Source organism: Flavobacterium alkalisoli (assembly GCF_008000935.1).
Taxonomy (GTDB): Bacteria; Bacteroidota; Bacteroidia; order Flavobacteriales; family Flavobacteriaceae; genus Flavobacterium; species Flavobacterium alkalisoli.
In genome coordinates this window covers 571,629-592,618 of sequence record NZ_CP042831.1, presented here as the reverse complement: position 1 = coordinate 592,618, position 20,990 = coordinate 571,629, and the positions used below count along the sequence as shown (strand labels likewise).

Here is a 20,990-nt window from a genome sequence, read left to right as displayed (position 1 = left end):
AAATGAAAAAATTATACTCGGCAATAATAATACTAATAACATTTGCCACATATTCTCAAGACATAACACAAGCGGTTACACTGCCGGATGTTGTGCCGCCTTCTCCAACAGTTGCTGCTTTAATGCATTTTGAAGAAGTTCCCGTTGATTTACATACAGGTCAGCCTGATATATCTTTGCCGCTATATTCCAAACCATTAAATAGTGAACTAAGCTTCTCTCTGGCACTAAAATATAGTTCCTTAGGCGTTAGGGTGAGTGAGCATTCCGGTTGGACCGGAACCAACTGGTCTTTAATTGCAGGTGGAGTTATTTCACGAACAATAAGGGGAGGAGCAGATGAATTAGATAAAGGCCCTGACGGAAACGGTAGTTATAAAATAAAAGGGGTTTATTACAATTCGGATTTTTGGAACTATGAAACTTTAACAGATCAGGAAAAAAGTGAGTTTAACTGGAGAGTTAATGGAACATCTCAGCATGTTTATGATACGCAGCCTGACTTGTATCAGTTTTCATTTATGGGTATGAGCGGTCGCTTCACTATAAACCCACAAACAAGACAACCCATACTTTTAAGTCAAGACCAGAAACTTAAAATAGACATTTATTTTGATTTAAATGATGTTAATGGAAATGGTAATACAAATGAAATTTTCAAGTTTGCAATAACTGATGCTAATGGTATTTGTTATGAATTTGGGAACTCTACTAATCCAGAACTGGCATGTGAAACAAGTCAAACCGCAGTTCAGACAACTCTGATTTCTCAAAAAAACTTTGGCTTTGATATGCCTCAGCCTCCAGTACCTGAAGAAACAGTATCTGCGTGGCACCTGACAAAAATTTCAACTACTAGAGACGATATGACAAGCACAACACTTGCATCTTTTACATATAATCAAAGTAACGAAATATATACAACTCCTTGGTCAGTAACTATCAATGAGCTTAAACCTGATTATGCTACTATGTATAATTTTCACTTACAGAACGTTACAAACGTAACTAATTATTTTAGACCTAGGCAGATAAATAAAATAATGACAGTTACAACTAACACACAAAAGCTTAAAGAAGTTATTTTTCAGGATAATACTAAGTTGGTATTTATACCAACAGCTCAGGGGAGTCATATAGAAAACGGAGGGTTCTATCTTGATAAAATTCAATTAAAACAGGGATCGACCGTAAAACGTACATTCTATTTAAATTATGAAAACCTGAGTAACAGGCTCTGGTTAATGAATGTAAATGTTGACAATACCCAAAATTATAGCTTTGAATATTACCAAAGGAACAATGTTGGGGCTTATGGAGATGAACCTAATGTTTGGGGCTTTACTAATGCTGATTATAGTTACGGAGATAATATTTATTTTAAGAGAGCATACGAATATGGGATTTTAAATAAAATTACTTATCCCACAGGAGGAGTGAAAAAATTCTATTATGAGCCAAATACATTTACTTATGAGGGTGCAGACAAAATTTTTGATTATAGTTCAAATCCGTTAAATTTAAATCCTCAATATTATTCCAATTATTTTCAGGCAACTCAACAAGGCTCTGTCTCTGGAGGTACAATTACACTTACACATGAACAGGAGATTAATGTTAGTGCTACTTCAAATTCAGAATATTTTTATGTTTACCTTAGTAATGGTAGTAATTCAGAAAATATAGCCCTTGCTTACTTACCTGGTAAAATTACTCTTCCCGCAGGTACTTATACAGTTTCCGTTGCTCCTTTTATAAGCCAAATTACAGCTCCATACCAAACTCAAAATTTAACAGTTAATATTACCTATGCAACACAAAAGCCTATTAACAGTGGTAGTTATTGCAGTTACCTATTGGGTGGCGGTACAAGAATAGGGAGTATTACTTTTGAAGATCCGCAAGATACAGGAGAGACAGTAAAAAAGAAAATTGTGTATGATTACGATTTTTATGAAAGTGATGATGTATTTCACTTTAACTTCTGGGAATCATCAGGAGCTGTTGATGCAAAAATGGGTAGTATGTATAAGGACTATTATGATTCTGATCCTCGATACCTATATACCAACACCTCAAATTCAACTGTAAATTTTTACAATATTAAATATCATGTAAGGACTAAAGAACCTAATGTTCAGCTAACAAAAGGAGGTTATGTAAGCTATGGAAAAGTGCGGGTTTATGAGGCTGAAACTGATCTTATAACGGGTAACTTACCAGCTCATGGTTATACAGAATACGAATATACTACTGCAAAAGATTTTCCAAGTCCTGAGAAAACATTTGAATACCCTTATCTATCTCCCCCCAATTTAGATTATAAAAGAGGTTTACTGGTTAAAAAATCAGTTTATGCAGTTGAAAACAATTTAGCGAAACTTGTTGAGCAAACAATTATCGATAAAGATACTGATTATGATTATATTGAAGGGGAAAATATAAAAAGTTTCGACCTTATTGCTCTTGAGTGCAAGCATAAAGTTTTTTATGATAAATATGTAAATTATGTTAACATATTTCCTGAGTACCCTATGATATGTCAATCGAGTTCTGAACCAGGTATATATAGCCCCTGCTTTACTTATGATAACTGTACTGAAGTTGCTCCTTTTATATTAAGCAGTCAACAGATCAGACCGGGAAGAGCAGAGTTAAAAAAAAGTACAACTACTTATTATCCTGACGGTAGTAGCAATGGTATTACTAAAACAACAACTTATACTTACAATCCGGAGAATTACCAGATAGCTTCTGAGGCTTATACAATTAACGAGGGATCTGTCCTTAATGAGTATAAAACGGTTTACGAATATCCTGTAGGAGGTTACACCAGCTCCCTTTTTGATTCATCAGATGTATCTGCAATCAATAAAATGGTTGTACTGAATATCATAAATAAACCCATTACAATTACCAGTTATAAAAATGGTTCTGTTCTGCAAAGAGTTATAAACAAGTACAAAGATTTTTCTAGCAATCAGGTTCTTTTAAGTGAAGTCGAAACACTTAAAAACGGTTCTGCTACAATTGGCGAAGACCGTATAATTTATACATCTTACGGGCCAAAAAACAATATTCAGGACGTATTTAAATACAACAGTTCTAATTCTGGCCATATTAGCTATATATGGGCTTATAATCACACTTTACCTGTTGCGAAAATTAATGGTATAGCTTATAGTTTAATAAATCCTGATAAAAGAGACGCTGTTGAAAATGCTAGTACTGAATCTGCTTTGAGAAATGCTTTACAGGACTTACAAAACAGTTATTTAACTGAAGAAATACAGATAAGTACTTTTTTAACCGACCCTGTGAAAGGAGTAATTGAGACCGTAGATCCAAGAGGCTATAAACTTAAATATACTTATGATATTTTAGGAAGGCTTACAAAGGTTAATGACGAAACAGGTAAAATTATTTCTGAATACGAATATAAATACAGAGGTATTTTTTAATAAAGCAGCATTAAAGAAATAAAATGAAAAAACTTATATATATATTTTTATTATTGCCCTTGATTGCCTTTTCACAAACTCAAGGTCAAAATTATATTAAAAAGCTAACATATAAAGAGGAAACAACAACCAGTGATGCCACTAAAGCAAGGGTTGAAGTAACTTACTATGATGGTATTGGAAGACCTATTCAACAGGTTGCCCATAAAATGTCAGGAACCGGGAAAGACCTCATTACCCATATGGAATATGATCCTTACGGAAGGACGGCTAAAGAATACCTGCCATATGAGTCTGCCAATTCCGCAATGGACTTTGACCCTACTGCGCTATCAAATGTTATTAGTTTTTATCAAACCACAGAATTTGAAAACACATCAAACCCATATAGTGAAACAATATATGATCATTCTCCTTTAAACAGGCCGGTTGAAAAAGGTGCGCCGGGAACAACCTGGCTGGCAGACCCCGATAGTGATACCGATCATACAGTAAAAATGGTGTATTCATTAAACACTTCTACAGATGCTGTAAAATACCTATATGCTACCGCCATATGGAGTTCAACATATCAGATTTACACTACCACTTACACTTCAAGCAGTACTTATCCTGCCAACCAGCTTTATAAAACAGTTACAAAAGATGAAAACTGGACAGCGGGTAACAATAACACTACGGTCGAGTTTACAAATATGAAGGGGCAGCTTGTGCTTAAAAGGAATTATGAAGGAGGTACCGCTCATGACACCTATTATGTTTACGACCAATATGGTAACCTTAGTTATGTATTGCCTCCATTAATGAACGGTTCATTTACTTATTTAACAAACTTAGGATATCAGTACAGATATGATAAAAGAAACAGGCTTGTTGAAAAAAAATTACCTGGAAAAGCCTGGGAATATATTGTGTATGATCCGGGAGATAGGGTTGTAGCCACAGGTCCTGCCTTATCGCCTTTTGGAGGTGATGAAACCCAAACGGGATGGAATTATACTATTTATACATCTCATGACAGGCCGGCAATTATAGCTTGGTTTCCGCAATCCGGTTTTAGCAGCACAATAAGAAAAAATCTTCAGGCGACGTACGACACTTATTTTCATAAAGCTGAAAGAGGAGCGGGGATGGTAGATAATATAGCAATAGATTACAGGCTAAGCCCGCAAATGATATCTTATCCGGGCCTTAAACTACTAAAAGTAAATTATTATGATAATTATACCTGGAATGGTGCTGTTGCCCCAACACAGGGTATGGTTGTGGAAAATCAGGCGGTTACTTTAAAGGTAAAATCATTACCTACCGGTAGCTGGACCAGGGCATTAGTTGGCGCTGCTGACACCTCCGGATCTATAACTTATATATATTATGATGAGAAAGGAAGGCCAATACTTTCCCGAACAAACAATTATTTAGGTGGCTATACACAAACGGATACCCAGCTGGATTATGACGGAACTCCCATCTCGACTTACACACGTCATAAAAGGGTAACTGGAGATACAGAGTTAACCGTAAGAGAAGATTTTACTTATACCGACCAGGATAGACTGTATACCCATACACATAAGATAAACAGTGGAACAGAAACTAGATTGGTCAGAAACAGCTATGATAAGCTGGGACGTTTGAATAAAAAAGAAGTTGGAGATTATGCAGGCGTTTCTTCACAGATTATAAATTATGATTACAATGTAAGGGGATGGTTAAAAGCCATAAATAACGTTGATAATCTGATTGGTAATTTACTTCAGCCAACTGATTTATTTGCTTTAAAGATAAATTATGACCAGGTTGAAAATGCCCCTAATTCCAACTTTAAACCTCTTTACAACGGTAACATCTCAGAGATATACTGGAGAACAAATACCGACAATGTTTTAAGAGAATACAGTTATCGTTATGATGATTTAAACCGACTTGAAGAAGCTGTTTATCAAAGGCCAAATCTAGCTGTTCCAACTACCAATGCCTATAATGAAAGTATTACGTATGATAAAAATGGTAATATCTTGCATTTAGACAGGTTTGGCGGTGTTGATACCTCAACGGGTGCCATACAAATAGATAATAACACTTATACCTACTATAGTGGCACAAACAGGCTTCGCAAAATAACTGATGTCACAAACAGCACACAGGGCTTTAAGGATGGTGCCAATGTAACCGATGAATATACATATGATAGTTTTGGAAATCTTTTAACCGATGCCAATAAAGGAATAACTTCTATTATTTATAATACAAACTACCTTCCTGTTGAAATTATGTTTAATAACGATACTTCAAAAAAAATAAATTACCTTTATGATGCTGATGGTGTTAAGCTTAAAAAAACAGTAACTGATGGTACAACTATAACCACTACCGATTATCTTTCTGGTTTTCAATATAAAAATGTGGTTTTAGAGAGTTTCCCTACGGCAGAAGGTTATATTGAGCATACTCTTTCCTCCGGTACAAGTACATATAAATATATCTATAATTATACCGATCATCTGGGTAATGTAAGGATGAAATATTATGGAGCAGCGGGTAGAGGAGGCATAACATCAATTACGAAAATCGAAGAAAGTCACTATTATCCTTTTGGGTTAAGGCATAATGGCTACAATGATTTAGAAACCAATAAGAATAAGTATAAGTACAACGGTAAGGAGCTGCAAGACGAGTTGGGGCTTAACATGTACGATTATGGAGCAAGGAATTATGACCCTGCAATAGGGAGATGGATGAATCTTGACCCGCTTGCTGAAAAATATGTATCTTTTTCACCTTATAATTACTGTATTAATAATCCTATAAGTTTTAAAGACCCAGATGGAAGAGATATAATTAATATTAAAGGAGGTGTTCAGTTCACAGGAATACATGCTGGGATTGCTTACAACATAATAAAGAATCAATTAAATAAGAAAGAAAAATTTAAAGGTGTACATTTTGTTACCGAAGGAGAGACACCAAATATTTATAGACATACTTTAAACGCTTTTATGCAAGGAAAACCATCTGTATTACATTATGACTCTGACAAAAAAGCTAAAGCTAGGAGAAGGTATCATGCAACAAAAGTTCTTCCTTCCCCTCCATCAGGTATGCAAAGAGATGAATACCCTTTTGCTTCAACAATTGAAGGAGGTTTAGGAGCTGCTGTGACTTATGTTCCAAGAGAAGAGAATAATAAACAAGGGCAAGATTTACAAAGACTATATAATACCCTTGAATCAGGTGATGCTTTTTTAGTCTTTCCTGTTCCAAAAGGTAAAGGAAGAGAGGCTCTACCCGACCCTGTTAGTAAACCTGTGCAATATACTGTGCCTGTGCCAAACCCAGACAGTTCATTTTATGATAGAGTGGGAGAAGCTACTGGTTTATCAGGAACGGCTCTTCTATTATATTTTATAGTATCAGAAACAACAAGGTTGGTTCCTGCCAGAAATTTAATTCCTGTACCTTAAGAATTCAAAATTTAACGTTTAAAAAAATAAAATATGCTATTAAAAACAATAAGATATTTAATTTTAACGTCTTGTATTTTATTAATTCAATGTAAATTATATAGAAAAGAAAATATGGAAAATAGATTTGAATTTTATACAGAATATAATCAATTTTTAATAACTAGCGATAATATAAAAGAACTACTATCAAATGAAGGTTCAGATGATGAAGGTTACGAAGATAGACTTCAATCCTATAAAAATTCTTTAATTGTCTATACTCAGTGTTATGGATATGTTAAAGGAGAGTTAGTTTTTATTGATACAGCGGTTAACAATATTGACTATGATTTATATGACCATATAGTTGAAGCTGGAATAAATGTTGAATCTGGTAAAATTCAGATTTTAGACTGTCCAAGTAGTTTAGTTGAGTATACAAAACATATTAAGCCAGGAAAATATAAAGTGCGCGTTTACTCAATAAATCTAGATAGTGTAAAAGAACGAGATTTAGCAAACAAAACAGACAATGATTATTATAAGATAGAAATTTGGCCTGATGATAATATGGAAAGAAGAGTTTTAAAACGCTATCACGATAAAAAATAAAAGCCATAATATCCTTAAACACATTATAAATCAGTAAATTCTAAATAATCAATAAAAAAGTAAGGCAACCTTCGGGTTGCTTTATTATTTTAAGACCTTTCTCAAAACCCAAATAATCCCAGCCACAACCATTACCACCAAAGCAATAGTTATTTGTAGTAAAGCAACAATTAAACCAAAAGCACTAACAGGTGAGGTGGTAGTACGGTTTTGATGGGATTTAATACCAGAGAGGATTTTGCTGGTGACAAGGTCGTATTTAAGCTGTGTTGATTAAATTTTGTAGATCGGCGGCTACTAGAAAGTTGGAATTTATTTCACTAGGGGCTACCTACATCCAATTTAAAATAGTAAAGGAACCAAGACAATAATCGAACTATAAATTTATATATAGTGGTTGTGACAAATACACGCCAGAGAGAAATCGTAGCAAAGTAAATCGATGATATATGGAGCCCAGCATTTATGCGAGTTTTACGGATGTAGCTTGACTCCGATCTTTTTGTGTATATTTGTGAGACTGAATTATAATGTATTTAAGTTCATAAGGTTGGACTTAAACTTGTTGCAGATTCATGGCAATTTGAAAATTTAAAATAGAAAAAAACAGCATTCATACGGGTTTACGGAGGCAGGTTCGAATCCTTTCCTCTCTGCTAAAACCTGTAAGTAATAAATTACAGGTTTTTTTATTTAACAAGGTTAAACAATTAGTATTATAAAGTTTTATTGATTAAAAACACTCCTAAACTTTAAAGGAGATATATTTGTTTTGTTCTTAAATAATTTTGAAAAGCTCTGACTGTGTTCGAATCCCAGTTCAAAAGCGATTTCCGAAACAGTTAATTCAGTTGTAGATAATTTTTCTTTTGCTTTTTCTATTAATTTCTCGTGAATATGCTGTTGTGTTGTTAACCCGGTTAGAGATTTTAATAAGTTGCTTAAATACATGGGAGATATATTGAGTGACTGTGCAATATATTGAACTGTAGGCAGACCATTTGAGTGTTCATTATCAAAATAATCTTCGATAGTTTTCTCTACGTTTTCTAAGATTTTATGATTAGAGGCTTTACGGGTTAAAAATTGCCTTTGATAGAAGCGGTCGGAGTAATTTAGTAAAGTTTCTATTTGAGAAATGATTATGCTTTGGCTAAACTTATCCAAATTAGTATTGTATTCCTGTTCAATGTTTTTAACAATAGTGGTAAGCGTTGTTTCTTCCTTTTCAGAAAGAAACAACGCTTCATTAACTGCATAATCAAAAAACTCATATCGGCTGATGCTTTTTGCCAGTAAGGTGCCCCATAAAAAATCGGGGTGTATCATTAACACCCAACCACTTTTAGCTGTGGCAATTTCTTCAATCTTTTCAATCCCGAAAACCTGGTTAGGGGCGATAAAAAACATCACGCCATCATCAAAATCGTAGTGATTTTGACCGTATTTAAATTTGGCACCAATACTTCGTTTTATGGAAATATGATAAAAATCAAACACAAAATTTTTGTGGTTTATCTCTTTGGAGCACTGAAAGGCTCCATAGTCAAATAAGCTGATTAAAGGATGTTGAGGTGAGGGCAAGCCTTTCATCCTGTGGAACTCAGCGATTGATTTGACTCTATGTACCGGATGTTGGCTCATTACTCAAAATTACAAAATAATTATATCATCATACCTCCGGATAGCTCAATTCGCTGTGCGTTAATCCACCCGGCTTCAGGAGAGCATAAAAAGGCAACTACACCGCCTATATCTTCGGGTTCGCCAACACGGCCTAATGCTGTAAGATTAGCTATTACAGCTCTTTTATTTTCATCTGATTTGTTTGAGCCTCCGCCAAAATCTGTGGCTATGGCACCAGGGGCAATAGTATTTGCCGTAATTTTTCTTGGGCCTAATTCTTTAGCCAGGCATCTGGTGTAGGTTTCTATAGCTCCTTTCATGCTGGCATAAGCCGATACATTAGGAAAAGAAACTCTTGTTAATCCTGATGAAATATTGATGACTCTTCCTCCATCATTTAGTAAAGGCAAAAGCTTTTGAGTTAAAAAATAGACACCTTTAAAATGAACATTCATCATGGCATCAAATGCTTCTTCAGAAGTTTCTGTAACAGAGCCATATACTCCTGTACCGGCGTTGTTAACTAAAAAATCAAAATTTGGTGATCCTTCATGGGCTTGCAGATGATCGCTTATTGTATCAACAAAAGTATCAAAGCTTTTAATTGCGCTCACATCTAATTGACAGGCTAAGGCCTTTTGACCTAATGATATCACTTCTGCTACTACCTTATCCGCCTCAGATTTATTACTATGATAGGTAAAAATAATATTATTCCCATTTTTGGCTAAATTGATGACCATATCCCTGCCTAAGCCACGGCTGCCACCGGTTACTATTGCAATTTTACTTGACATAACTTATTTGTTTAAAATTATTATGACAAAGTTCTTTATATCTTAATTTATGGGTGTAGTCAAAATATAGGTTGTTGTAGTCATTTCTATTGACTGTTGCTTGCCATTTGTGTTTATCTTTATATATCAATTTTAGGCGCTATGTCAAAAAAGCAATTATTTATTCATTTTATAAATCCATTCAATCCCTGCTTTTAATGTCTGGTCTTCTTCAACTTCAAAATCAGGAATTATACTTGAGCCATATTTTGTTTTTTTCCTGTCTGCAAATAGGGTTTCGGCCAGATTTATTGTAGAGCCATCCGACAATTCGTGTGAAATGCATCCGGTTGAAACCCCAAAAGTAGGCTTGCCAAATGATTTTGAATTTTCTCTGAATTTAAAAGCTACAGCAATTGCTTCGCCTGAACTTGCTGTTTGGCCATCGGTTAATACCGCTAAAAACGTATTACTTAAATCTTTTTTGAAATGAATATTTGTTTCAATAATAAGTTGGTCATCTATATAAGCTTTGCCTTCAATTAATTTCCAGGCCCTATATTTGTTATCAGCATCTGCAAAATAACCTAAAGTTCCATTTCCTATTAATGGTTCTATTGAAAGTAACATTGGCCACATATTACCTCCAAAATTACCTCTTAAGTCAAGTATCCATCCTTTAAGCTCTTTATTAGACTGCGCCTCTATTTTCTCTCTGATTTTTGCAATATAGACATCGTTATCGCTTTCTGTCCCGATGCAAAAAGGTATTCTGATGTATCCAATGTCTTCGGGAGTGACTTCATCAGATAACATTGGCAAAGGCTTGTTTTCTGAATCTGCTTCAGTTTCTGTCACGGGTTTAAAATAGCTATGACTATCATTAAGTTTTGATACAGCATAACTTATGGCAGGGTAGGTGTCCTGAATATTTTTTGCATCTCTTGCTTTTTGAAAAATATCAATTCTAAATTCATTCCAGTCAATTTCATTTCTGTTTACCGATTTTTGTTCGAGTAGGTTAATAGTTTCTGTTAGGTATTCAGATACTTCTTTGGGTATGGAATTTTGGGTTTGACAGCTTGTAAAAGCTAAAATTAGGAATATGTAATAAAAGATTTTCATTTGCTGTTGTCAGGTTATTGTTTTCGGATAGAGGATGGTTTTGTTTAGGAGATTCTAAAAGATCCTTTTTTTGACAGAATCCAAAGATAATCAATTCCTTTGCCCATAATGACTAAAGTAATCTGTATGATTAACACTTATGTTTTTGAAATTGTATTCAAATCTTTTCTCCTCTGAAGCTTTTAAATCCCTTATAAGTACAGAGTTTTTTTATTTTTTTACAGAAAAAAACATTTTTTCTGTAACGTTTCGCTATTCTCATTACTTACCCTACATAAACAGCTAATCGAAACAATTATGAAAAATCAGTTACATTCAGGATTAACACTAAAAAGTATAATAGATTATGTTTTGGTGTTTTTTGCAGCGGGAGGTATAAGCTATACATTAGTTAGCCATTTCGTTTTTGTAAAAGACTTCAATTTACTTCTTTTTCTTTTTTCTGTGATTTTCTTAATGAAAGGGCTAACGCCAACCGTTACAAACTATTTTAAGAAATAACAGGAGTTTAATCATCATTTTAATCAAAAAACTTAAATCAATAAAAGAATGAAAAAATTAATCAAATTAGCAGCGGCATTAGTAATAGTGTTTTTATCGGTAACAGTAAAGGCACAGGACAAATCGCAAAAATTAGAGAATTCCCTTTTATGGGAGATAACCGGGAACGGACTTAGTAAACCATCTTATTTGTATGGTACCATGCATATGATGTGTGAAGATGACTTTGTGGTTAAGGAAAAAGTGAAGAAAGCTCTTGAAAATACAGATAAGCTGGCTCTGGAGCTTGATTTTGATGATCCTGCCGAACTGATGGCTATGCAAAAGATGACTACTTCTGGAAAACCCCTTAGCGAAAGGTTAAGCAAAGAGGATTATGCTACCTTAAACAGCTTTTTACAGAAGGAAATTGGTACAGGGGCTAGCCAGTTTGAGAATTATACTCTGGTGGGCATTATGAGTGCGGTAATGTTTAAAAGCCTTAATTGCCCGCCAAAAATGTATGAGGTAGAGTTTATGCAGCAGGCAATGGCAAAGCACCAGGAAATACTTGGTCTTGAAAAAGTAGAGGTTCAGGTTACTGGGTTTCAGCAATCTTATACCGATAAGGAGTTTATAGAACAATTAAAGTATTATAATTCATCTTTTTTTGATGAAATGGTTGCCATATACAAAGAGGAAAATCTTAATGGTTTATATGAAATGGTTACTGATGAGAAGTTTATGGATACAAATGCAAAAACCATAATGCTTGATAACAGGAATAAAAACTGGGTAGTAAAAATGCCGGAGCTAATGAAGGCACAGCCAGTGTTTTTTGCTGTAGGTGCGGGTCATTTACCGGGAGAAAACGGTGTTATAAATTTATTGAGAAAAGCAGGCTATAGCGTGAAGCCAATACTGAAATAGTAGTATTTTGAAACAGAAGGAACAGGAATTTTTAGCAAAGGTCGAAAGCCATAAAGGAATTTTATATAAAGTTTCTAAAATGTATATGGATAATCCTCTCGATCAGCAGGATTTGTTCCAGGAAATTGTCTGTCAGCTATGGAAAGCCTACGATACCTTTAGGGGAGAAAGTCAGTTTTCAACCTGGATGTACAGGGTTGCCATTAATACATCCATTGTCTTTTTAAAAAAGGAAAAGAGAAAGGTTGATAAATATGATATGGTGCAAAAGGATGTTAAGGATGATGAAGGGGACTCAGGAGTTAAAGAGGATCAGTTAGAGCATTTTTACAGGGCGGTTCAAAAACTGGACAAAATAGATAAAGCCATTATTTTTTATCAGCTTGAAGGGTTTTCGCATAAGGAAATTGGAGAGAACCTTGGTATTTCTGAAGGGAATGCGAGAGTAAAGCTAAACAGGGCAAAAGAAAAATTAAAAGAAATTATTAAAAATCAGGGATATGGATTTTAACGATATACAATCAGCTTGGGATAACGAAAAGACAGATAATGTAGTGTTACCCGATAACTTAGAAAAAATACAGTCGGCAAATACGCCGTTGGATAAGATTAAAAAGAATTTAAAAAGGGAGTTTATCTATCAGGCACTGGCTATTGTGTTTTTAGCCTTTACACCGGTTATTTATGGGTTTCCTAAAGAAACATACATGTTGTTTTATCTTTTGTACAGCCTGTTTACAGCAGTTAGTATTTATTATCTGGTAAAATTGTTTTTGTTTTATAAACGGTTAAATGCCGTTGCTCTTAAAACCAAAGACAGCCTGTATGAAACTTATTTTGATATACGCCTTAATATGGAACTATATAAAACTTTTGGTTTTGCCCTAACACCTTTCCTTGTGTTGTTCTTAATAGGTTTTATGTACTATTCCTTTTATCAGGAATCAGGGGTAGATATGAATAATATAGACAACTCTTTTATAATAGTCATGTTTGTAACCATAGTAGGGTCGGTTTTAATGATGGGTGTAATGCTTGAACTATGGGTATATTATTACTATGGTAAATATGCAAGGGAGATAAGAAAGGTTATAGACGAATTAAAAGAAGAGTAATAATCGTGTTTTAGTGCTTAACTTTATAGGAATAGATAGAAACTTTATATGTAATGAATGTTAAAATAATGCTTTGAAAAGACTATTTTTATTCTGCAAAAATTAGAAATAAATGTTTCGTCATAAAGGTAAAAGAAGGTCGTATGGGCATAACCTCAGGTTAGCATCTGTTTTATCTTTTGTGGCTGGAATCGTAAACATAGTAGGACTATTATCGGTAAATGTCCTTACAACAAATGTAACAGGACATTTTGCTTTCTTTTCAAGGACTTTTGTGGGCGAAGAGTTTTCAAATGCGGTTATTTACCTTTGGTTTCTGTTAAGTTTTCTTGCCGGTGCTTTTTGTTGCAATCTTATAAGTGAGACTATTGTCCGCAAAAGAGAAAACCTTTCCTATGTTGTTCCTATTCTGCTTGAAATTATTCTTTTGGTTTTGGTGGCTACTTTGCATTTTAATCAGCCTAATGTCATAGCTTGTATTCTTCTGTTTGCGATGGGATTGCAAAATGCTTTGGTAACCAGGGTGTCACAATCAGTCGTAAGAACGACACACTTAACAGGGGTGTTTACAGACTTGGGTATCGAATTGTCTCAGCTATTGTTTTACAGAAAGACCAATGAGAACTTTGCCCTTAAAAAAAGTATTTATTTAAAAGTGGCTATTATAGTATGTTTCTTTGCCGGAGGGATAGTAGGTGGTTTTGTTTACTATTACTTAAAACTGAAAGTACTTTTTATAGCAAGTTCGGGTCTGGTATTAGCTTTGCTTTACGATTACATATTGCTCAAATTCTATCTTATTAAAAGGAAGGTACTACACAGGTACTAATGTAACTTTCATGTCTGTTATTCTTTTTGATGACCCGATTACCCCTTTTTATTGACCTGTTACCACCTCTTTTGTTAAAATAGAGAAAGTTACATTTGTTAAGAAAAAAAGAAGTGTATGAGTCGTATTACTTATTTATTAATTTTGATGGTATCGTTATTATTTACTAAAATGAGTTCACAAACCAATCAGGGACAATTTGCAACCGTTAACGGACTTGAAATGTATTATGAAATACACGGCAGTGGGACTCCGCTGGTGTTAATACACGGAGGCGGTTCTACCATTAATTCCACTTACGGTAATGTCTTGTCGCAATTTGCCAAAAAACATAAAGTAATAGCTGTGGAGCTTCAGGCACACGGACGGACTAAAGACAGGGGAGTGCCCCTTAGCTTTGAGCAGGATGCCGACGATGTAGCTGCACTGCTACAACAACTGGCCATTGCAAAAGCAGATATTATGGGCTTTAGTAACGGAGGGACTACTGCGTTGCAGATTGCCATACGCCATCCGGAAGTTGTAGATAAGCTGATATTATGTTCGGCGACTTATAGCAGGGCGGGCCTGGTTCCCGGTTTCTTTGAAGGGATGAAACAAGTAACTATAGAAATGATGCCTGCGCAATTAAAAGAAGCTTTTTTACAGGTAAATCCTGATAAGGCGGCATTACAGGTTTCCTTTAACAGGGATGTGGAACGTATGCTTAATTTTAAAGATATACCGGAAGAAAAGATTAAGGCTGTAAAAGCACCTGCCCTTGTTATTAATGCGGATAAGGATGTTATAGTAACCGAACACGCCCTGGAATTATCACGTTTATTGGCCGATGCACAGTTAACCGTTTTGCCGGGAGCACATGGTGAGTATATAGGCGAAATATGTTCGGCTAATCAGGATAGCAACGAACCAAAATTAACCGTTGAGCTGATAGAGGAATTTTTAGCCGATAAATAGGTAGCGTATGAGATTTATACTGATAGTATTTTTAGCACTGTTTTTTTCTATTCCCGGGTTTGGGCAACAAACGGACACACTTACATTCTACTCCGAAGCTTTTAAAGGGGAGAGGAGTATTTTTGTAAAAACCCCCGAACAGTATAAATACGGGTCTGAGTCAGTACGTTTACCGGTAATATATGTGCTGGACGGGCAACATGAATGGTTTGTTAACCCAGTGCTTAATGATATAGAATATTTACAGTATACACATGAGATGCCGCAGGCAATTATTGTGGTTATTCCTTTAACTGATCGTATACAGGAATGCGGAATAGATAGCCTTGAAGCGATATTGCCCCTTCATACTTTTATAACGGAAGAGATTAACGAGGAAATTAAACGCTACCATCCGGGCAACTACAGGGTGATAGTGGGGCATTCTTTTTCGGCTTCTTTTGCGTTGTATTCCTATTTGCATTCGCCGGAGTTTTATTCGGCAGTAATGGCTCATTCCCCTTATGACAGTTTTGAAAAGCTGGTTGCAGCAATGGATAAGAATGAGGAGATTGATAAATCGGATATTTTTATTTCCATAGGAAGCCCAACAGAGGTAAAGGATTACAATCACAGGGAAAAATATAATGAGCTAAAAGCGAAGTATCCGTCCTTTTTTAAGGCAGTAAACCTTTTTGAGGCCAATGATTCCACCCATAATGCTGTGCCTATAGCAGCATGCCCTTCATTTTTTACTAAAGTTTTCTTTAGTTTCAGTACGAGGTTTGCTTCTATAGCAAAAGTTGATATGGAATATAAGCTGGTAGAAAAACCCTTAACGGTAAAAGAGGAAGAGGAGAAGATGCTTAAGGCATCTATGCTTGGGGATTATTTTTATGCCCCAGAAATTGCAGAGATAAACGGTATGGCTTCGAGATACCTTGCCAGCGGATTTAACTATCACGCTATAAGGCTTCATGAAACGGGGATTAAATATTACCCCAACTATTATGAGTTTTATCTTTCGTTATATGAGCTACTGGAGCCTATAGATCTAAAAAGGGCAAGGCCTAACTTAGAGAAGGCAGAACTTCTGTTACAACAAATGGAACCCCGCACAGAGGATAACCTAAAATTACTACAGGAAATAAAAGAGATCCGTAACAGGAAAAGATGGTAATATAAAAAAGCCCTTTCAGACTGAAAGGGCTTTTTTATATATAAATGTATTTTATTACAGTTTGTCTAAACCTTTAGTTTCAGCTTTTGTAGCTTCAACTATACTAACGGCATAACCACCACCCGGTGCCACAAACTGAGACAGTTTTGATTTGTTGGTTACGATACCTTTATAGATAACATAAGCCTGTGGGTTGGTTTTGTAATGTGCGTTATTGGCGTCTGCATAAACAGTAGCTACATAGGTTTTTCCTTTGTCAAGGAAGTCAAGCTTAATGTTAGATGTACGTGCATCATATCCGCCTACACTACCCACAAACCAGTTGTTAGTGCCTTTTTCCTTACGGACAGCAGTAATGTACTGTCCGGGCTCGGCTTCAAGGTATTTGCTGTCATCCCACTCTACAGGAACATCTTTAATGAACTGGAATGCATCCAGAAACTGATTGTAATGTTCCGGCATGTCGGCAGCCATTTGTAACGGACTGTACATAGTAACATATAATGCAAGCTGATTTGCTATGGTGCTGTTTACATGTGAATTGTTGTTAGGGCTGAATTTGCTTATTTCCATTTCAAATATACCCGGAGTATAATCCATAGGGCCACCAATAAGGCGTGTAAAAGGAAGTAAGGTAACATGATTAGGCTTGCTTCCGCCAAATGCCTGATATTCTGTTCCCCTTGCCGATTCGTTACCAATAAGGTTAGGGTAGGTACGGCAAACACCTGTAGGCCTTACAGCCTCATGAGCATTTACCATTATTTTATACTCTGCTGCTTTTTCTATTGCATACTGATAGTGGTTTACTATCCACTGGCTGTAGTGGTTTTCGCCTCTTGGTAATATATCGCCCACATAACCGCTCTTTACGGCATCATAACCATTATCTTTCATGAATTTGTAGGCAGCATCCATGTGGCGCTCATAATTACGTACAGACGATGAGGTTTCATGGTGCATGATCATCTTTATACCTTTTGATTTGGCATAATCCCTTATTCCTTCTACATCAAAATCAGGATACGGAGTTACAAAATCAAAAACGTAGTCTTTAGAGTGGCCAAACCAGTCTTCCCAACCAACGTTCCATCCTTCTACAAGTACTGCATCAAAACCGTGTTTAGCGGCAAAGTCGATATATTCTTTTACGTGAGCTGTATTTGCTCCGTGTTTTCCGTTAGGTGTAGCTTTAGCATAATCAGTAACACCAAGCTGTACAGAAGGGAAATCATCTGTATAAGCCCAGCTACTTTTACCTGTAATCATTTCCCACCATACACCTATGTATTTTACAGGTTTGATCCATGAAGTATCGTCTATTTTACAAGGGTCGTTAAGGTTTAAAGTGATTTTAGATGCTAATATGTCGCGCGCATCATCACTAACAATTACAGTACGCCAAGGGGTGCTTCGAGGAGCCTGCATATGGCCTTTATCACCTTTAGAATCCGGAGTTAACCATGATTCAAAAGTCATGTTTTTGTCATTCAGGTTAAGGTGCATGCAGGAATAGTCTATAAGAGCTGCTTCATGCAGGTTGATGTAAATACCGTCTGCACTTTTCATCATAAGCGATGTTTGTACGCCTGTAGGAGAAAAAGAAGTTTGCGAAACATTAGCAGTAATCGATTTTTCCATCAGGCCCCTTATTTCGCTAAGCTTTGATGTTGTGTAGTCGTATTCCTGAGTATCATAATCTCCCGGAATCCAGTAAGCCGTATGGTCACCTGCCATTGCAAATTGTGTTCTTTCTTCTTTTATTACAAAGTACACAAGGTTTTTTTGCTGTGGGAACTCATACCTGAAACCAAGTCCGTCATCAAACAGTCTGAAGCGGATAACCATTTCCCTGTCGGTACCTTTTTGGTTAAGGGATACGGCAAGTTCGTTATAATGGTTTCTTATGGTTTTAACTTCACCCCAAACAGGAGTCCAGTTTTCGTCAAAAGCTGAGGTTTTTGTGTTGGTAACGGTAAAATCATTAAGTAATGATTTTTCATCTTTTTTAAGTTCAAATCCCAGTTTACTTGGTTTTATTACATCTTTTCCTTTGTAGGTTAGGGAATAAGAAGGGGTTCCGTCTTTTTCAAGAGAAAACTTAAGCGTAAAATTTCCGTTAGGAGATTTAAGTTCCTGTGCGTGGACACCAGCGATAGCTGCCAGGCAGAAACATAAGGCGAAAATTACTTTTTTCATTGTTTTTATTAATAGATGATAGTTAAAGAAATATATTGATCCCTGAGGTAAGGGGATAATATCGGTACAAAGATAAGCTTACGGTTACTTATCGTTTTGGCATCGCCGCTATAATTTTGCGTGTTCTTCTGTCGGCATACATCCTGTTTAAAGAGGTAAAGGCCCATATAAATGCAGGAAGCCACCCTATTATGGTTATCTGGAGTATAAGGCACACTATACCCGAGAGTATTTTACCCTGTAAAAACAGAGATAGCCACGGAAGAAAAAAAGCTATTACATAACGCATAATCAAAAAATATGAAGGCATAAAAATAATAGTTATAGCCGCTATTTGCAAATTAAGTATAACGATATGATTGTTTTGGCATAGATTATGTTGAAAATAAAAACTATATTTCGCGTTTTGTAAAACCTATCTTACATGTCTAGAGCTATTCTTACTACTGTTTACTTCTGTTTTTGCGCCATCTGTTTTTTAAGCTGCGATGAGCAGCAGGAGGGATGGATAAATCTTTTTGATAAGGATATGTCGCAATGGGAAAAATACCTGAGCTATAAGCACACAAATGAATATAACGGAAGCATTCCTGTAGGTACTAACGGCGATACCATACATCCTTTGGGTTATAATAATGACCCGGAAGGTGTATTTACTATGATTGAGGAAAATGGTGAACCTGTTTTAAGGGTTAGTGGAGAAAGATATGGCTGTGTATTTACCAAGCAGGAATTTCAAGACTATCATTTAAAGGTAAAAGTAAAGTGGGGCGATAAGAAATGGATTCCACGGGAAGATAAATTAAAGGATTCAGGCATATTATATCATTCTACAGGTGATGCAGGTAAAGATTACTGGAGAGCATGGATGCTTTCGCAGGAGTTTCAGATAATGGAAGGACATATGGGAGATTATTGGAATATAGCCAACTCTGCCATAGATATAAGAGCTTTTTTACCAGAAGGTATGATGAATGCTGTTGCAGGAAACAATCAGTCTTTTTTGCCTATGGGTACGGGTTCTCAATATGGAGGATTTTGCCTTAGAAGCGAAAATAATGAAAGCCCTAATGGAGAGTGGACAGAGCTTGAGCTTGTTTGTTATGGCGATAAAAGCCTGCATATAGTTAACGGAAAAGTAGTGATGGTACTGCAAAACTCGCGTTATATGGAAGATGGAGAAAGCTTTCCGCTTACAAAAGGAAAAATCCAGTTACAGAGCGAAGCTGCCGAAACGTATTTTAAGGATGTGAAAATTAAAAAGCTTAACGGGTTACCTGAAGGATATACTTCTTATTTCAACTGATTTGCGGCTTTAAGCAAAAGAGCTTTGGTTGCCAGGATTCCCTCTTCTTCGCTTAATCTGCTGCCTTCATATTCTACACCGATAAAACCATTATAGCCTGCTTCTTTTACAATTTTGAGCATTCTGTAATAGTCAATAGTTGTTTCATCTCCTTTCTCATTAAAATCATAGGATTTTGCACTAACACCATAAGCAAAAGGCATCATTTCCAGTGTTCCCTTATAGCGGTCGTATTCCTCTATACATGGAGCCCCCCATCGCTCGCCGTTTTCTCTTTTTACACAAAAGTTACCAAAGTCGGGTAACAGGCCACAGTTCCTTTTATTAATGGATCGTATTACCTTTATAAGTTTTTCTGCATCTGATGATAAGCCACCATGATTTTCCACTATAATATTAACGCCACTATTAGAAGCATAGCGTGAAAGCTGGCTTAGGCCATCGTAGGATACAGCCTGCCATTTATGAAAATCATGTTCCGTTCCGGTACCAAAAAGGTTTACCCTTATGGAGTGACATCCCAGTTCGGCAGCAGCGTCTACCCATTTGGAATGATTGGAAACAGCCAGCTCGCGTTCTTTTTTATCAGCGGCAGCAAGTTCACCTTCATTGTCTACCATTATCAATACATTTTTTATCCCCTGATCATTACTCCTAAGTTTTAGTTCTTTAATAAGTTTTTTCAGTGATGCTTTCTGGTTGTTTTCATCAAGTTGATAAAGCTGTGAAACATATTCTACGCCTTCAAAACCTAATTCTTTAGCCTTTTTGGCAAAGTCAAGGTTAGAAAGAGTTTTGGTTTCCAGGATGGCCTTATGCAGCGACCATTGTGCCAGTGATAATTTAAAGAAAGGTTTCTCTTCAGGATTTTCGAAGAGGCTGTATAGTGAAGGAATAATGTTTCCTGCCAGGCCTGTTGCTATTCCTGCTTTTCCGGTTGCTGATATAAAATGGCGTCGGTTCATGATA

General features: G+C 35.9%; 17 protein-coding genes. 11 read left to right on the top strand and 6 right to left on the bottom strand.

Annotated features, from left to right (window positions below; genetic code table 11):
- Nucleotides 1-2 precede the first annotated feature (2 nt).
- From FUA48_RS02425 to FUA48_RS02415, 3 genes are all read left to right on the top strand, one after another.
- Entirely contained in the window at nt 3-3,461 is a 3,459-nt protein-coding gene (locus FUA48_RS02425; protein ID WP_147581953.1) for an RHS repeat domain-containing protein, read from the top strand.
- Between the two features lie 23 nt (nt 3,462-3,484).
- Nucleotides 3,485-6,925 carry a DUF6443 domain-containing protein gene (locus FUA48_RS02420; RefSeq protein WP_147581952.1) on the top strand — a complete coding sequence of 1,147 codons (3,441 nt, stop codon included), beginning with the start codon at nt 3,485-3,487 and terminating at the stop codon, nt 6,923-6,925.
- A 114-nt stretch (nt 6,926-7,039) separates the two neighbouring features.
- The gene (locus FUA48_RS02415) at nt 7,040-7,519 is read left to right on the top strand and encodes a hypothetical protein (RefSeq protein WP_147581951.1); all 480 of its coding nucleotides are present in this window, start codon (nt 7,040-7,042) and stop codon (nt 7,517-7,519) included.
- A gap of 726 nt (nt 7,520-8,245) precedes the next feature.
- Here the strand turns inward: FUA48_RS02415 and FUA48_RS02410 are convergent.
- From FUA48_RS02410 to FUA48_RS02400, 3 genes are all read right to left on the bottom strand, one after another.
- The gene (locus FUA48_RS02410; RefSeq protein WP_147581950.1) at nt 8,246-9,163 is read right to left on the bottom strand and encodes a helix-turn-helix domain-containing protein; all 918 of its coding nucleotides are present in this window, start codon (nt 9,161-9,163) and stop codon (nt 8,246-8,248) included.
- 20 nt (nt 9,164-9,183) lie between these two features.
- Entirely contained in the window at nt 9,184-9,942 is a 759-nt protein-coding gene (locus tag FUA48_RS02405; protein ID WP_147581949.1) for an SDR family oxidoreductase, read from the bottom strand.
- A gap of 156 nt (nt 9,943-10,098) precedes the next feature.
- Nucleotides 10,099-11,046, bottom strand: coding sequence for a S41 family peptidase (locus tag FUA48_RS02400; RefSeq protein ID WP_147581948.1), 948 nt, complete (start codon nt 11,044-11,046; stop codon nt 10,099-10,101).
- 297 nt (nt 11,047-11,343) lie between these two features.
- Here FUA48_RS02400 and FUA48_RS02395 point away from each other — a divergent pair, with 297 nt between their 5' ends.
- From FUA48_RS02395 to FUA48_RS02365, 7 genes are all read left to right on the top strand, one after another.
- On the top strand, nt 11,344-11,547 hold the full coding sequence (locus tag FUA48_RS02395; protein ID WP_147581947.1) for a hypothetical protein: 204 nt from the start codon (nt 11,344-11,346) through the stop codon (nt 11,545-11,547).
- Nucleotides 11,548-11,595: 48 nt separating this feature from the next.
- Nucleotides 11,596-12,456: a TraB/GumN family protein gene (locus tag FUA48_RS02390; protein ID WP_147581946.1), complete on the top strand. Its 861-nt coding sequence runs from the start codon at nt 11,596-11,598 to the stop codon at nt 12,454-12,456.
- A 7-nt stretch (nt 12,457-12,463) separates the two neighbouring features.
- The gene (locus FUA48_RS02385; protein WP_147581945.1) at nt 12,464-12,967 is read left to right on the top strand and encodes an RNA polymerase sigma factor; all 504 of its coding nucleotides are present in this window, start codon (nt 12,464-12,466) and stop codon (nt 12,965-12,967) included.
- Nucleotides 12,957-13,571 carry a hypothetical protein gene (locus tag FUA48_RS02380; RefSeq protein ID WP_147581944.1) on the top strand — a complete coding sequence of 205 codons (615 nt, stop codon included), beginning with the start codon at nt 12,957-12,959 and terminating at the stop codon, nt 13,569-13,571. Before FUA48_RS02385 ends, FUA48_RS02380 begins: the two co-directional genes overlap by 11 nt.
- Before the next feature lie 112 nt (nt 13,572-13,683).
- The gene (locus tag FUA48_RS02375) at nt 13,684-14,400 is read left to right on the top strand and encodes a YoaK family protein (RefSeq protein WP_147581943.1); all 717 of its coding nucleotides are present in this window, start codon (nt 13,684-13,686) and stop codon (nt 14,398-14,400) included.
- A gap of 117 nt (nt 14,401-14,517) precedes the next feature.
- On the top strand, nt 14,518-15,357 hold the full coding sequence (locus tag FUA48_RS02370) for an alpha/beta fold hydrolase (RefSeq protein ID WP_147581942.1): 840 nt from the start codon (nt 14,518-14,520) through the stop codon (nt 15,355-15,357).
- Between the two features lie 7 nt (nt 15,358-15,364).
- On the top strand, nt 15,365-16,516 hold the full coding sequence (locus FUA48_RS02365) for an alpha/beta hydrolase-fold protein (RefSeq protein WP_147581941.1): 1,152 nt from the start codon (nt 15,365-15,367) through the stop codon (nt 16,514-16,516).
- Nucleotides 16,517-16,570: 54 nt separating this feature from the next.
- Here the strand turns inward: FUA48_RS02365 and FUA48_RS02360 are convergent, their stop codons facing one another.
- Both FUA48_RS02360 and FUA48_RS02355 read right to left on the bottom strand, forming a co-directional pair.
- Complete coding sequence (locus FUA48_RS02360; protein WP_147581940.1) at nt 16,571-18,715, bottom strand: glycoside hydrolase family 97 protein; 2,145 nt, start codon at nt 18,713-18,715, stop codon at nt 16,571-16,573.
- A gap of 88 nt (nt 18,716-18,803) precedes the next feature.
- A complete protein-coding gene (locus tag FUA48_RS02355; protein ID WP_317125781.1) occupies nt 18,804-19,025 on the bottom strand; it encodes a YqaE/Pmp3 family membrane protein in 222 nt (73 codons plus the stop codon).
- Nucleotides 19,026-19,139: 114 nt separating this feature from the next.
- On the opposite strand from FUA48_RS02355, the gene FUA48_RS02350 reads away from it, so the two are divergent.
- Complete coding sequence (locus FUA48_RS02350) at nt 19,140-20,021, top strand: 3-keto-disaccharide hydrolase (RefSeq protein ID WP_147581939.1); 882 nt, start codon at nt 19,140-19,142, stop codon at nt 20,019-20,021.
- Here FUA48_RS02350 and FUA48_RS02345 read toward each other — a convergent pair.
- Nucleotides 20,009-20,986, bottom strand: coding sequence for a sugar phosphate isomerase/epimerase family protein (locus FUA48_RS02345; RefSeq protein ID WP_147581938.1), 978 nt, complete (start codon nt 20,984-20,986; stop codon nt 20,009-20,011). The genes FUA48_RS02350 and FUA48_RS02345 overlap by 13 nt on opposite strands.
- Between the last annotated feature and the right edge of the window lie 4 nt (nt 20,987-20,990).

What these genes read in the sequence shown, in the direction of transcription:
- FUA48_RS02425 (WP_147581953.1), top strand. Translation starts at nt 3, where the DNA reads ATGAAAAAATTATACTCGGCAATAATAATACTAATAACATTTGCCACA.
- FUA48_RS02420 (WP_147581952.1), top strand. Translation starts at nt 3,485, where the DNA reads ATGAAAAAACTTATATATATATTTTTATTATTGCCCTTGATTGCCTTT.
- FUA48_RS02415 (WP_147581951.1), top strand. Translation starts at nt 7,040, where the DNA reads ATGGAAAATAGATTTGAATTTTATACAGAATATAATCAATTTTTAATA.
- FUA48_RS02410 (WP_147581950.1), bottom strand. Translation starts at nt 9,163, where the DNA reads ATGAGCCAACATCCGGTACATAGAGTCAAATCAATCGCTGAGTTCCAC.
- FUA48_RS02405 (WP_147581949.1), bottom strand. Translation starts at nt 9,942, where the DNA reads ATGTCAAGTAAAATTGCAATAGTAACCGGTGGCAGCCGTGGCTTAGGC.
- FUA48_RS02400 (WP_147581948.1), bottom strand. Translation starts at nt 11,046, where the DNA reads ATGAAAATCTTTTATTACATATTCCTAATTTTAGCTTTTACAAGCTGT.
- FUA48_RS02395 (WP_147581947.1), top strand. Translation starts at nt 11,344, where the DNA reads ATGAAAAATCAGTTACATTCAGGATTAACACTAAAAAGTATAATAGAT.
- FUA48_RS02390 (WP_147581946.1), top strand. Translation starts at nt 11,596, where the DNA reads ATGAAAAAATTAATCAAATTAGCAGCGGCATTAGTAATAGTGTTTTTA.
- FUA48_RS02380 (WP_147581944.1), top strand. Translation starts at nt 12,957, where the DNA reads ATGGATTTTAACGATATACAATCAGCTTGGGATAACGAAAAGACAGAT.
- FUA48_RS02375 (WP_147581943.1), top strand. Translation starts at nt 13,684, where the DNA reads ATGTTTCGTCATAAAGGTAAAAGAAGGTCGTATGGGCATAACCTCAGG.
- FUA48_RS02370 (WP_147581942.1), top strand. Translation starts at nt 14,518, where the DNA reads ATGAGTCGTATTACTTATTTATTAATTTTGATGGTATCGTTATTATTT.
- FUA48_RS02365 (WP_147581941.1), top strand. Translation starts at nt 15,365, where the DNA reads ATGAGATTTATACTGATAGTATTTTTAGCACTGTTTTTTTCTATTCCC.
- FUA48_RS02360 (WP_147581940.1), bottom strand. Translation starts at nt 18,715, where the DNA reads ATGAAAAAAGTAATTTTCGCCTTATGTTTCTGCCTGGCAGCTATCGCT.
- FUA48_RS02355 (WP_317125781.1), bottom strand. Translation starts at nt 19,025, where the DNA reads ATGCCTTCATATTTTTTGATTATGCGTTATGTAATAGCTTTTTTTCTT.
- FUA48_RS02350 (WP_147581939.1), top strand. Translation starts at nt 19,140, where the DNA reads ATGTCTAGAGCTATTCTTACTACTGTTTACTTCTGTTTTTGCGCCATC.
- FUA48_RS02345 (WP_147581938.1), bottom strand. Translation starts at nt 20,986, where the DNA reads ATGAACCGACGCCATTTTATATCAGCAACCGGAAAAGCAGGAATAGCA.